The organism is Enterobacter sp. 50793107 (assembly GCF_001463365.1).
Lineage (GTDB): Bacteria > Pseudomonadota > Gammaproteobacteria > Enterobacterales > Enterobacteriaceae > Enterobacter > Enterobacter cloacae.
The window spans coordinates 1-12,995 of sequence record NZ_LNII01000063.1; the positions used below are offsets into that span (position 1 = coordinate 1).

At 54.9% G+C, this 12,995-nt stretch carries 12 protein-coding genes, 1 tRNA gene, 2 rRNA genes and 1 pseudogene; 9 read left to right on the forward strand and 7 right to left on the reverse strand.

Annotation, left to right across the window (positions count from 1 at the left end; translation table 11 throughout):
- Together APU11_RS08630 and APU11_RS08635 are read left to right on the forward strand one after the other, a co-directional pair.
- Positions 1-287: pseudogene (locus tag APU11_RS08630) on the forward strand (hypothetical protein); the annotation flags it as partial.
- Entirely contained in the window at positions 268-729 is a 462-nt protein-coding gene (locus APU11_RS08635; RefSeq protein ID WP_023622425.1) for a YjiG family protein, read from the forward strand. The pseudogene APU11_RS08630 and the gene APU11_RS08635, both read left to right, overlap by 20 nt.
- Positions 730-815: 86 nt before the next feature.
- Here APU11_RS08635 and groL read toward each other — a convergent pair whose 3' ends face one another.
- Entirely contained in the window at positions 816-2,462 is a 1,647-nt protein-coding gene (gene groL / locus APU11_RS08640) for a chaperonin GroEL (RefSeq protein WP_013095260.1), read from the reverse strand.
- A 39-nt stretch (positions 2,463-2,501) separates the two neighbouring features.
- The gene (locus APU11_RS08645) at positions 2,502-2,795 is read right to left on the reverse strand and encodes a co-chaperone GroES (protein ID WP_003855929.1); all 294 of its coding nucleotides are present in this window, start codon (positions 2,793-2,795) and stop codon (positions 2,502-2,504) included.
- Between the two features lie 178 nt (positions 2,796-2,973).
- Here APU11_RS08645 and yjeH point away from each other — a divergent pair, with 178 nt between their 5' ends.
- On the forward strand, positions 2,974-4,194 hold the full coding sequence (gene yjeH, locus APU11_RS08650; protein ID WP_058650680.1) for an L-methionine/branched-chain amino acid transporter: 1,221 nt from the start codon (positions 2,974-2,976) through the stop codon (positions 4,192-4,194).
- Between the two features lie 37 nt (positions 4,195-4,231).
- Here yjeH and APU11_RS08655 read toward each other — a convergent pair whose 3' ends face one another.
- Positions 4,232-4,696, reverse strand: coding sequence for an FxsA family protein (locus APU11_RS08655; RefSeq protein ID WP_013095258.1), 465 nt, complete (start codon positions 4,694-4,696; stop codon positions 4,232-4,234).
- Between the two features lie 335 nt (positions 4,697-5,031).
- On the opposite strand from APU11_RS08655, the gene aspA reads away from it, so the two are divergent.
- The 5 genes from aspA to APU11_RS08680 all read left to right on the forward strand — a co-directional run bounded on the left by aspA (position 5,032) and on the right by APU11_RS08680 (position 10,623).
- Positions 5,032-6,468, forward strand: coding sequence for an aspartate ammonia-lyase (aspA, locus tag APU11_RS08660; protein WP_003855923.1), 1,437 nt, complete (start codon positions 5,032-5,034; stop codon positions 6,466-6,468).
- Positions 6,469-6,584: 116 nt separating this feature from the next.
- On the forward strand, positions 6,585-7,886 hold the full coding sequence (locus APU11_RS08665; protein WP_013095257.1) for an anaerobic C4-dicarboxylate transporter: 1,302 nt from the start codon (positions 6,585-6,587) through the stop codon (positions 7,884-7,886).
- 113 nt (positions 7,887-7,999) lie between these two features.
- A complete protein-coding gene (cutA, locus tag APU11_RS08670) occupies positions 8,000-8,323 on the forward strand; it encodes a divalent cation tolerance protein CutA (RefSeq protein ID WP_048338966.1) in 324 nt (107 codons plus the stop codon).
- A complete protein-coding gene (locus tag APU11_RS08675; RefSeq protein WP_058650681.1) occupies positions 8,299-9,999 on the forward strand; it encodes a protein-disulfide reductase DsbD in 1,701 nt (566 codons plus the stop codon). The genes cutA and APU11_RS08675 overlap by 25 nt, the downstream gene beginning before the upstream one ends.
- A gap of 48 nt (positions 10,000-10,047) precedes the next feature.
- Positions 10,048-10,623: a transcriptional regulator gene (locus APU11_RS08680; RefSeq protein ID WP_013095254.1), complete on the forward strand. Its 576-nt coding sequence runs from the start codon at positions 10,048-10,050 to the stop codon at positions 10,621-10,623.
- Here APU11_RS08680 and APU11_RS08685 read toward each other — a convergent pair.
- Positions 10,620-11,210 (reverse strand): LysE family translocator, encoded by a 591-nt coding sequence (locus tag APU11_RS08685; protein ID WP_058650682.1) that lies wholly within the window; start codon positions 11,208-11,210, stop codon positions 10,620-10,622. The genes APU11_RS08680 and APU11_RS08685 overlap by 4 nt on opposite strands.
- A gap of 36 nt (positions 11,211-11,246) precedes the next feature.
- The gene (locus APU11_RS08690) at positions 11,247-12,092 is read right to left on the reverse strand and encodes an AraC family transcriptional regulator (protein WP_057071267.1); all 846 of its coding nucleotides are present in this window, start codon (positions 12,090-12,092) and stop codon (positions 11,247-11,249) included.
- A 169-nt stretch (positions 12,093-12,261) separates the two neighbouring features.
- On the opposite strand from APU11_RS08690, the gene APU11_RS08695 reads away from it, so the two are divergent.
- Positions 12,262-12,337, forward strand: a tRNA-Phe gene (locus APU11_RS08695).
- 240 nt (positions 12,338-12,577) lie between these two features.
- Here APU11_RS08695 and rrf read toward each other — a convergent pair.
- Together rrf and APU11_RS08705 are read right to left on the reverse strand one after the other, a co-directional pair.
- Positions 12,578-12,693 (reverse strand): 5S ribosomal RNA (gene rrf, locus APU11_RS08700).
- Positions 12,694-12,756: 63 nt separating this feature from the next.
- A 23S ribosomal RNA gene (locus tag APU11_RS08705) occupies positions 12,757-12,995 on the reverse strand; the annotation flags it as partial.

The window sequence follows — 12,995 nt, forward strand, 5'->3', positions numbered from 1 at the left end:
ACACCGATGCGGCTGCAGGTATGACCAAAGAGCTCGCCGATGAAGGCGTTATCAGCGACAGGGAACGAGCGATTTTCGCCACCTTTCAGACCAGCGGTAGCGCAATTATCACCAATTACTTCTCGTCCGGCGCGGCGCTGTTCACCAGCATCACCGTGCCGGTTATCACCCCGCTGGCAGTGATTCTGGTCTTTAAATTTATAGGTGCCAATTTTCTCAGAGCATGGATTGCGCACATGGAAACCCGTCAGATCAAGGAGAGAGAAGATGACCGCCGAAGTGCGTAAAAACCTGATGGATCTCTTTATCGACGGCGCTCGCCGTGGCTTTACCATCGCCACCACCAGCCTGCTGCCAAACGTCGTAATGGCCTTTGTGATCATCCAGGCGCTGAAGGTAACAGGATTGCTGGATATCGTTGGCCGCGTTTGCGAGCCGATTATGGCGCTGTGGGGGCTGCCCGGAGAAGCCGCCACCGTGTTGCTGGCGTCGGTGATGAGCATGGGCGGCGGCGTGGGCGTCTGCGCAAGCCTGGTGGTGGCAGGGTCGCTCAGCGGGCATGACGCCACCGTACTGCTTCCGGCTATCTATCTGATGGGTAATCCGGTGCAAAACACCGGCCGCTGTCTCGGTACGGCAGGGGTAAACCCTAAATACTATCCGCATATTATTGGCGTCTGCGTAATCAACGCTCTGCTCTCTATGTGGGTCATGCAACTGCTGTTCTAAAACAAAAAACCCCGGACAGCGATGCCCGGGGTTTTTTATTAAGAGGTAGCGCCCAACGCCTGATGGCTGCCGGGCGAAGGGGGCAATTACATCATGCCGCCCATACCACCCATGCCTCCCATACCACCAGCAGCACCTAAGTCAGGTGCGTCGCCTTTAGGCAGGTCGGTTACCATGCACTCGGTAGTGATCATCAGGCCAGCTACAGATGCCGCATACTGCAGAGCAGAACGGGTCACTTTAGTTGGATCCAGGATACCGAAGTCGATCATGTTGCCGTATTCTTCTGTTGCCGCGTTGTAACCGTAGTTACCTTCGCCCGCTTTCACGTTGTTGGTAACAACAGATGGCTCTTCACCGGCATTGGAAACGATCTGACGCAGAGGCGCTTCCATCGCGCGCAGCGCAACTTTGATACCCACGTTCTGGTCTTCGTTCTGACCGGACAGGCCAGCCAGTTTGGCGGCAACACGCACCAGCGCAACACCACCACCAGCAACCACGCCTTCTTCTACCGCAGCACGGGTCGCGTGCAGGGCATCGTCAACGCGTGCTTTTTTCTCTTTCATTTCAACTTCGGTAGCCGCACCGACTTTGATTACCGCAACACCGCCTGCCAGTTTCGCTACGCGCTCCTGCAGTTTTTCACGGTCGTAATCAGACGTTGCTTCTTCAATTTGCTTACGGATCTGAGCAACACGGCCCTGAATAGCGGACTCTTCACCCACGCCATCGATGATGGTGGTGGTGTCTTTGTTGATCACAACACGTTTCGCCTGGCCCAGGTCTTCCAGGGTCGCTTTTTCCAGCTCCATACCGATCTCTTCAGAGATTACGGTACCACCGGTCAGGGTAGCGATGTCCTGCAGCATAGCTTTACGACGGTCGCCGAAGCCAGGTGCTTTAACCGCAGCCACTTTCACGATGCCACGCATGGTGTTAACCACCAGGGTCGCCAGCGCTTCGCCTTCAACGTCTTCAGCGATGATAACCAGTGGCTTGCCTGCTTTCGCAACGGCTTCCAGCACTGGCAGCATTTCGCGGATGTTGGAAACTTTCTTATCAGCCAGCAGGATGAATGGGCTTTCCAGCTCAACAGCGCCAGTTTCTGGCTTGTTGATGAAGTATGGGGACAGGTAACCGCGGTCGAACTGCATACCTTCAACCACGTCCAGTTCGTCTTCCAGACCGGTACCGTCTTCAACGGTGATCACGCCTTCTTTACCGACTTTGTCCATCGCTTCAGCGATCAGTTTACCTACGGTTTCGTCGGAGTTAGCGGAGATGGTACCTACCTGAGCAATCGCTTTAGAGTCAGAGCATGGTACGGACAGCGCTTTCAGTTCTTCAACAGCGGACGCGACAGCTTTGTCGATACCACGTTTCAGATCCATTGGGTTCATGCCCGCAGCAACGGCTTTCAGACCTTCAGTGATGATTGCCTGCGCCAGTACGGTCGCGGTGGTGGTACCGTCGCCCGCAGCGTCGTTCGCTTTAGAGGCCACTTCTTTCACCATCTGCGCGCCCATGTTTTCGAACTTGTCTTCCAGCTCGATTTCACGTGCAACGGAAACACCATCTTTGGTGATGGTTGGCGCGCCGAAGGATTTATCCAGCACTACGTTACGGCCTTTCGGGCCCAGGGTGACTTTAACTGCGTCTGCCAGTACGTTTACGCCGCGGAGCATTTTTACACGAGCGTCGTTACCGAATTTTACGTCTTTAGCTGCCATGTTCTTATTTCCTCAAATTCGTACAGTTTCGTGCGTTAATTACGCTTCAACAATTGCCAGAATGTCGCTCTCGGACATGATCAACACTTCTTCATTGTCGATCTTCTCGGATTTCACGCCATAGCCATCGTTGAAAATGACGATGTCACCAACTTTAACGTCCAGTGGCTGCACAGTTCCGTTTTCCAGGATGCGGCCCTTACCGACAGCGATGATTTCGCCACGCGTTGATTTTGCTGCTGCAGAACCCGTCAGAACGATGCCGCCAGCAGACTTGGTTTCAACTTCTTTACGTTTGACGATCACACGATCATGTAACGGACGAATACTCATTGATAGCTCTCCTTTGAGAAAGTCATTATCAGTTATGGATGACGCCGGGCCGCACACGGTTTTCCGGCTAGTGCCCTGAGAGATGGGGATAGCTTTTTACCCCTTCAAGGGGGAGTCGAAAAAAAATTTGCGAAAGTGTTACCATCGGCTCTCTTTGAATGGTGGCGGGACGATGTCAATGAGTGGACTCAAGCAGGAGTTGGGGCTGGCGCAGGGGGTCGGCCTGCTCTCAACCTCCTTGTTAGGAACAGGGGTGTTTGCGGTACCCGCACTGGCGGCGCTGGTTGCCGGTAATAACAGCCTGTGGGCGTGGCCGGTGCTGATTGTGCTGGTGTTCCCGGTTGCGATCGTGTTCGCCATTCTGGGAAGGCATTTTCCCAGCGCGGGCGGCGTGGCGCACTTTGTCGGCATGGCGTTTGGCCCACGACTGGAGCGCGTCACCGGCTGGCTGTTCCTTTCCGTCATTCCGGTTGGTCTGCCTGCGGCGTTGCATATCGCAACCGGCTTTGGGCAAGCGCTCTTCGGCTGGCATGACGAAGCACTGCTGCTGGCTGAGCTGGGTACGCTGGCTATCGTCTGGTGGGTGGGCTCACGCGGGGCCAGTTCCAGCGCTAACCTGCAGACGATCGTCGCGGTGCTGATTGTCGCGCTCATCACCGCTATCTGGTGGGCGGGTGATATTCGCGTCGAGGAGATCCCCTTCCCGGCCATCACCGATATCAATCATGCGCAGCTCTTCGCTGCGCTGTCAGTCATGTTCTGGTGTTTTGTCGGTCTGGAAGCGTTCGCCCATCTGGCGTCGGAGTTTAAGCATCCCGAGCGCGATTTTCCGCGAGCCCTGATGATTGGCCTGTTGGTCGCAGGCACGGTTTACTGGGCCTGTACTGTGCTGGTGCTGCACTTCGACGCCTTTGGCGCAGATAAAGCAGCCGCCGCTTCGCTGCCGGGTATCGTGGTGCAGCTGTTCGGCGTAAAAGCGCTGTGGGTGGCCTGTGTGATTGGCTATCTGGCCTGTTTTGCCAGCCTCAATATTTACATCCAGAGCTTTGCGCGGCTGGTGTGGTCTCAGGCGCGCAATAAACCGCAGAGCCGTCTTGCGCAGTTGTCTATACGTCAGCTGCCGTTGAATGCGCTGAATCTCGTGCTGGGAAGTTGCGTTGTGAGCACGTTGTGCATTTACGCGCTTAAGATCAATCTGGATGCGCTAATCATCTATGCCAACGGCATATTTATTATGATCTATCTGCTGTGCATGCTGGCGGGCTGTCGTCTGTTGAAGGGTCGCTATAAAGCACTGGCCGTTGTCGGGGGAGTGCTTTGCCTGCTGTTGCTGATGATGGTGGGATGGAAGAGTATGTACGCCGTCGTCATGCTGGCAGGGCTGTGGGTGGCGCTTTAGTCGCGCCCGGTAAGCGAAGCGTCACCGGGCAAAGTCATTACCGATCGTCTTTATGATCCAAACGGTCGTGTTGGTCATCCTTACGCTGGTATTCCCCTTCAAACGTATCACCCGGGCCGGTGCTGAACCCGCCACCCGGCATCCGGCTGAAGCGCAGATGCGGCAGCAGCTTCATAGTCAGGTGTTTTTGCACCGGCGGCAACAGCAGCAGCAGACCGAGGAAGTCGGTGAAGAAGCCCGGCAGGATCAGCAGCAGACCGGCAATAATCAGCGATACGCTTTTGATCATCTCGGCCGCCGGGCTCTCGCCTGCGGCCATCTTCTGCTGCATTAACAGGAAATTTTTGAAACCCTGATTACGCACCAGCGACATGCCGATGACGGAGGTGAAAATCACCAGAATCAGCGTCAGCAGGACGCCCAGCACATGGGCGACCTGGATAAAAATCGAAATCTCAATGTAAACATAGAGAAAGAAAGCAATAAACGGTATCCAGCGCACTGGCGTCTCCTGTGTGGCAGGTGCCTTTTGGCCCCTGTCTGAATGTGTTCGCGACACGCGTCTGTAAGAGATGAGGACGGTTAGCTAAAATTCAATCGGTTTGCACGGATATTTTTTTTGGAAATATTAAAGCGGTGACCCATTTCACAGATTAATAATTATCATGGAATCGGGTCGATAATAAGTGATCCAGCTTACGGCAATTCGCTATCATCAGCATATGATCTCGAGCAATTGGCCGATTGAGGGAATAATCGTCGGTCAGAAAATATTCAAAACCACATAAATACTGTGTGTTTAGTACAATCCATCGGCAGCTTGAAAAGAAGGTTCACATGTTAAACAACATTCGTATCGAAGAAGACTTGTTGGGTACCAGGGAAGTTCCAGCGGATGCCTACTACGGTGTCCACACTCTGAGAGCGATTGAAAACTTCTACATCAGCAACAGCAAAATCAGCGACATTCCTGAGTTTGTCCGTGGCATGGTGATGGTGAAGAAAGCGGCAGCGCTGGCAAACAAAGAGCTGCAAACCATTCCTAAAAGCGCGGCAAATGCGATTATCGCGGCCTGCGATGAAGTGCTGAACAACGGCAAATGCATGGACCAGTTCCCGGTTGACGTCTATCAGGGCGGCGCGGGCACCTCCGTCAACATGAACACCAACGAAGTACTGGCAAATATCGGCCTGGAGCTGATGGGCCACCAGAAAGGTGAATACCAGTACCTGAACCCGAACGATCACGTCAACAAATGTCAGTCCACTAACGACGCCTACCCAACCGGCTTCCGCATCGCGGTTTATGCCTCCGTTGTGAAACTGGTCGACGCCATCAACCAGCTGGGCGACGGTTTCCAGCGCAAAGCGGTTGAGTTCCAGGACATTCTGAAAATGGGTCGTACCCAGTTGCAGGATGCGGTGCCAATGACCCTCGGTCAGGAATTCCACGCGTTTAACGTGCTGCTGAACGAAGAAACCAAAAACCTGCTGCGCACTTCCGAGCTGCTGCTGGAAGTGAACCTGGGCGCCACCGCCATCGGTACGCGTCTGAACACCCCGGATGGCTATCAGCAGCTGGCGGTTCAGAAACTGGCTGAAGTCTCTAACCTGCCGGTCGTACCTGCAGAAGATCTGATTGAAGCCACCTCCGACTGCGGCGCCTACGTCATGGTACACAGCGCCCTGAAACGTCTGGCGGTGAAACTGTCCAAAATCTGTAATGACCTGCGCCTGCTCTCTTCCGGCCCACGCGCTGGCCTGAACGAAATCAACCTGCCAGAACTGCAGGCCGGTTCGTCCATCATGCCAGCGAAAGTGAACCCGGTAGTGCCAGAAGTGGTGAACCAGGTTTGTTTCAAGGTTATTGGTAACGATACGACCGTAACCATGGCCTCTGAAGCCGGTCAGCTGCAGCTGAACGTCATGGAGCCCGTGATTGGCCAGGCGATGTTCGAATCTATCCACATCCTGACTAACGCCTGCTATAACCTGCTGGAAAAATGCATCAACGGCATTACCGCGAATAAAGAAGTCTGCGAAGGTTACGTGTACAACTCCATCGGGATCGTCACCTACCTTAACCCGTTCATCGGCCACCATAACGGCGACATCGTCGGTAAGATTTGCGCCGAAACCGGTAAGAGCGTGCGTGAAGTCGTACTGGAGCGCGGACTGTTGACCGAAGCCGAGCTGGACGATATCTTCTCCGCCCAGAACCTGATGCACCCGGCATATAAAGCGAAACGATACACCGATGAAAGCGAACAGTAACCGTTCAGGCTAAGCTTCCGAAAGGCACGTCACTTGTGACGTGCCTTTTTTCTTTTTAGGCGTTACCAAAATACAACAATTCAATATCAACTTGTTAATAAGCAAGGCAGGTCCTTATGTTTGGAGCAGAACTCGTCATCGTCCTGTTGGCGATTTATTTGGGAGCAAGACTCGGGGGTATCGGCATCGGTTTTGCCGGCGGTCTCGGGGTGCTCGTTCTTACCCTTATCTTTCAGATTAAACCCGGCGCAATCCCGTTTGACGTTATCGAAATCATCATGGCAGTTATTGCCGCTATCGCCGCCATGCAGGTGGCTGGCGGTATGGACTACCTGGTGAGTCTGGCGGAGCGTATGCTGCGCCGTCATCCTAAATACATTACCTTCCTTGCCCCGCTGGTGACCTGGTTCATGACCATTCTCGCCGGTACCGGTCACACTGCCTTTTCCACGCTGCCGGTGATTACCGAAGTGGCGAAAGAACAGGGTATCCGTCCCTCTCGCCCGCTCTCTATTGCGGTAGTGGCATCCCAGATTGCGATTACCGCCTCGCCTATCTCAGCGGCAGTGGTGTTCTTCGCCGGAATCCTGGAACCCATGGGTGTGAGCTATCTGACGCTGCTGGCGATCTGTATTCCGGTAACGTTGATTGCAGTCATGATCACCGCCGTGCTGTGTAACTTCCTCGGCGCTGAACTGAAAGACGATCCGGTTTATCAGGAACGTCTGGCCAAGGGCGAAGTGAGCTTGCGCGGTAGCCAGGTCTTCAAACTGAAGCCGCATGCGAAACGCTCCGTGGTGCTGTTCCTGATCGGTATCGTGGCGGTGATGTTCTACGCGACGGCCATCAGTGACACAGTAGGCCTCATCCAGAACCCGGTTCTGCCGCGTAACGAAGCGATTGTGGTATTCATGCTGACCATCGCAACCCTGATCAGCATCACCTGTAAAATCGATACCAGCGAAGTGCTGAATGCCAGCACCTTTAAATCCGGTATGAGCGCCTGCGTGTGCGTGCTGGGTGTGGCATGGCTCGGTGATACCTTCGTAAAAGCGCACATCAGCGATATCCAGACCGTTGCGGGTGACCTGCTGCACAACTACCCATGGCTGCTGGCGGTGGTACTGTTCTTTGCCGCTACCCTGCTTTATTCTCAGGCTGCCACGACCAAGGCGCTGATGCCTGCGGCTCTGATGCTGGGCGTAACGCCACTGACGGCCATTGCCTCGTTTGCTGCCGTTTCTGCCCTGTTCGTTCTGCCCACTTATCCAACCCTGCTGGCGGCGGTTGAAATGGATGACACCGGTTCAACCCGCATCGGTAAGTATGTGTTTAACCATGCGTTCCTGATCCCGGGTGTGGTCGCGATTACGCTGTGCGTGATCCTCGGCTTTATCATCGGCGGCGTCGTGCTGTAAACCATTTCGGGTTGTAAAAATAGTTAAAATCGGGCCGCTCTGCGGCCCGTTTCATTAATGACCAATCGCCTTGCGTGATATAGTGACCACTTTCGTGATGAGGAGGTCGACTTGTGAACACGTCTGATGCTGTTGTCGTATTGTGTACCGCCCCTGATGAAGCTTCCGCCCAGGATCTCGCCGCCAAAGTATTGGCCGAAAAACTGGCTGCCTGTGTAACCCTCCTCCCCGGAGCGACCTCCCTCTATTACTGGGAAGGCAAACTGGAGCAGGAGTATGAAGTCCAGATGTTGCTCAAAACCAACCCGGCAAACCAGCAGGCGCTTCTTGACTGCCTCAAATCTCATCATCCTTACCAAACTCCGGAACTGCTGGTATTGCCAGTGCTCCACGGTGATAACGATTATCTCTCATGGCTCAACGTTTCCTTACGCTGATCCTGCTGCTGTGCAGCACGTCAGTCTTTGCCGGGTTGTTTGACGCGCCCGGCCGTTCGAACTTTATTCCTGCCGATCAGGCATTTGTTTTCGATTTCCAGCAAAACCAGCATGACCTCAACCTCACCTGGCAGGTGAAAGAGGGCTATTACCTGTATCGTAAGCAGGTCAGTATCACACCCGCTCAGGCAAGCGTGGGCGCGCTGCAACTGCCTGCGGGAGAATGGCACGAGGATGAGTTTTACGGCAAAAGCGAGATTTATCGCCAGCACTTAAGCGTGCCCGTAACGGTGCAACAGGCAGACAAAGGCGCTACGCTCACCGTCACTTACCAGGGCTGTGCCGATGCAGGCTTCTGCTATCCCCCAGAAACCAAGGTCGTTCCGCTTAGTGAAGTTAAAGCGTCTGCCGCCAACGTTGCTCCTCTTCCTGCAGAGGTCAAGCGTGAAGGTGAGCCTGCGTCAGACCTCCCTTTCTCCGCGCTCTGGGCCTTGCTGATAGGTATCGGCATCGCCTTCACGCCATGCGTACTGCCGATGTACCCGTTGATCTCCGGGATAGTGCTGGGCGGAAAACAGCGTCTTAGCACCGCCCGCGCGCTACTGCTTGCCTTTATTTACGTGCAGGGAATGGCGTTAACCTATACGGCACTCGGCCTCGTGGTTGCGGCGGCCGGCTTACAGTTCCAGGCGGCTCTTCAGCACCCTTATGTCCTTATCGGCCTATCGGTGGTGTTTATCCTGCTGGCATTGTCGATGTTTGGCCTGTTCACCCTGCAACTGCCGTCTTCCCTGCAAACCCGCTTGACGCTGCTCAGCAACCGCCAACAGGGGGGTTCAGCGGGTGGCGTGTTTGCGATGGGAGCTATCGCCGGGCTGATTTGTTCGCCCTGCACCACTGCTCCGCTTAGCGCGATTCTGCTCTATATCGCCCAGAGCGGTAATATGTGGCTTGGCGGCGGTACGTTGTACCTTTACGCGCTTGGGATGGGTCTGCCGCTGATCCTGGTCACGGTATTTGGCAACCGCCTGCTGCCGAAGAGCGGGCCGTGGATGGAGACGGTGAAAACCGCGTTTGGCTTTGTCATTCTGGCGCTGCCGGTCTTCCTGCTGGAGCGTATTGTCGGTGACGTCTGGGGGATGCGCCTGTGGGCGATGCTCGGCGTAGCGTTCTTCTCCTGGGCGTTTATCGTCAGTCTGGGGGTAAAAAGCGCGTGGATGCGTCTGGTACAAATCGTCCTGCTCGCCGCTGCGCTGGTGAGCGTGCGTCCACTTCAGGATTGGGCATTTGGCACGCCAGTGGCTCAGAACCAGGCGCATCTGAATTTCATCCAGATTAAGAACGTGGATGATCTTAACCAGGCTCTGGCGCAGGCGCGCGGCAAACCGGTGATGCTCGATCTCTACGCAGACTGGTGCGTTGCCTGCAAAGAGTTTGAAAAGTACACCTTTAGCGACCCGCAGGTGCAAGGTGCGCTAAACGGGACCGTTCTGCTTCAGGCAAACGTGACCGCCAACAATGCGCAGGATAAAGCCCTGCTGAAGCAACTTAACGTGCTCGGGCTGCCGACCATTCTGTTCTTCAATCAACAGGGTGAAGAACAGCCAGGGCAGCGTGTAACCGGGTTTATGGACGCGGCGGCTTTCAGCGCGCATTTGCGCGATCGCCAACCGTAAACAACACTTTAAACGGGACAACCGTTGGGAATAACGGAGGAGAGAACCGTGCAACGCGAAGACGTACTGGGACAAGCCCTGCAATTACTTGAGATTCAAGGGATCGCCAGCACCACGCTTGAGATGGTAGCCGACCGTATCGATTACCCTCTGGATGAGCTTACGCGCTTCTGGCCCGATAAAGAGGCGCTGCTTTATGATGCCCTGCGTTACCTCAGCCAGCAGGTTGATATCTGGCGCAGGCAGCTGATGTTGAATGAAGAGCTGACCGCCGAACAGAAGCTGCTGGCACGCTATACCGCGCTGACGGAATGTGTAAGTAACAACCGCTATCCGGGTTGTCTGTTTATCGCCGCCTGCACGTACTACCCCGATCCAGGCCATCCGATCCATCAGCTGGCGGATCAGCAAAAACGGGCGGCGCACGACTTCACCCACGAGCTGCTGACAACGCTTGAAGTGGATGATCCGGCAATGGTGGCAAAGCAAATGGAGCTGGTGCTGGAAGGCTGCCTGAGCCGTATGCTGGTAAATCGTAGCCAGGCCGATGTGGATACCGCTCACCGCCTGGCAGAGGACATCCTGCGCTTTGCCCAGTGCCGCATGGGCGGCGCGTTGACCTAAGCCAGCACCCCAGCCCAGGCTGAGACAAGCAGGCACAATGCCATCAGCCGCTGAAATCGCACCATCGCCACGGTGGTGCGAAAGAATTGATTTACCGCCTTCCCCAGCCACGCCCAGCACATCAGACACACCACCGAGATGGCCAGGAACCACAGCGCCATCAGCGCTATATCCCGCAGCGCGTGCTCGCTTGCAGGGGCAAACAGGCTGACAACCGCCAGCGCCATCATCCAGGTTTTCGGGTTTACGATCTGCAACAGGGCTGCAGCTTGCGCGGTAAAACGGGTCTGCGTCTTCGCAGAGAGGTTTGCTGCAGGCGCGTTAAATAACTGCCAGCTCATCCAGCTTAGCCATAACACCCCTGCCCAGCTCATCATCTGACGAATCAGGGGGTACTGGCGAAGAACTTCCCCTGCACCGGCACCTGAAACCAGCACAATCATGCTCGCAGCCATGCATCCTCCAAGAATGGCCGGAACGGTTTTTTTGATGCCGAAGTGCTGGCTGTTGGTGAGAATGAGGATATTGGTCGGCCCTGGCGTTATCGAAGCGACAAAGGCAAACAGCAGAAAAGGTATTGTACTCACAGGTGGCTCCTTATTATCAGAGCCATCAATGTGCCGCTATTTTCTGGAAACGTCTGGAAGGTTTGTGCACAGCCGACGGTAATAGGCTGGCGATATACGGTATGCTCGCTGGAACCAGCGTCCAAGGTGGCTTTGGTCGGCAAAGCCTACCGCCGATGCCACATCCACGGGCAGCTCACCATGAGCCAGCAACTGGCGAGCTTTTGCAAGGCGTAGCTGAATAAGCCACGCATGCGGTGCCAGGTGAAACTCGCGTTTAAAACAGCGCGTCAGCGTGAAGCGGTCGGTTCCCGTCTCACGTGCCAGATCCGACAACCCGACGTTTTCGTCCATATGCGCGTAGAGGTAATCGCGTGCACGATGCGCGACGGCAGCGCTTTGCCGTTGAGACGGGAGCCGCTTACGCCAGTGGCAGTGGGCGGTGATCTGAGAGAGCAGATTATCCATCGCGCTCTGCTGAACGATTTTCATCTCCGCGTTATGCAGTGTGGCAAAGGTCTCACCGATGCTACGTACCAGCCGTGGCTCGCGCGTCAGCGTTTGAGAAAAGTGCAGTGAATAGCTGTCAGGCGTAGCGTCATATAATCCGCGCAGCGTACGTGTTAGCCACTGCTCATCCAGATAAAAGGTAAGATAGGTAAAGCCGCCTTCTACAGGTGCGTCACCATCATGGATCTCACCCGGTTCCAGTAAAAACGAATCCCCCGGTTGACTATGATGACGCACGCGGCGGCAGTGAAACTGTTGAGTACCCGAAAGGGTGATCCCTACCAGATAGCTGTCGTGCCAGTGCGGATCGTAGGCATGCCCTTCGAAGTGCGCTTTAATCGTCTCAATGCCCGTCTCTGCATGCTGACGCAGCTCAAGCCAGTCGTTCGCCATACTGCCCTCCTCTTACTATCAGCATTGCTGCAGTGAACGGGTTCTGTCTGGAAGATTTGTGCACTTTCGTCGCATAAACCGACAGATTGCCGCAAACTTAAGCAGTTGAACAGCTTTTCCCTAAATAATGTTGACGCTCGGGCAGGATTGCGGTTTAATGCGCTCCGTTGCCCGGATAGCTCAGTCGGTAGAGCAGGGGATTGAAAATCCCCGTGTCCTTGGTTCGATTCCGAGTCCGGGCACCACTATTTAAAGAACCCAGCCTATGGCTGGGTTTTTGCTTTTCTGCATCTATAAATCCCTTCTTCAGTATTCTTGTTTCTCTTTACCGTGGGATCGTACGATCTGCCATGCCCGGTGGCGCTGCGCTTACCGGGCCTACAGGTTTTGTAGGCCGGATAAGGCGAAGCCGCCATCCGGCATATTTTCTGGCGTGCAAAGCAAAAAACCCCGCACCTTACGGTACGGGGTTCTTCTTATTTAATGCCTGGCAGTTCCCTACTCTCACATGGGGAGACCCCACACTACCATCGGCGCTACGGCGTTTCACTTCTGAGTTCGGCATGGGGTCAGGTGGGACCACCGCGCTAAAGCCGCCAGGCAAATTCTGTTAATCTGTATCAGGCTGAAAATCGTCTCTTCGCCAAAACATCTTCGGCGTTGTAAGGTTAAGCCTCACGGTTCATTAGTATCGGTTAGCTCAACGCATCGCTGCGCTTACACACCCGACCTATCAACGTCGTCGTCTTCAACGTTCCTTCAGGAGACTTTAAGTCTCAGGGAGAACTCATCTCGGGGCAAGTTTCGTGCTTAGATGCTTTCAGCACTTATCTCTTCCGCATTTAGCTACCGGGCAGTGCCATTGGCATGACAACCCGAACACCAGTGATGCGTCCACTCCGG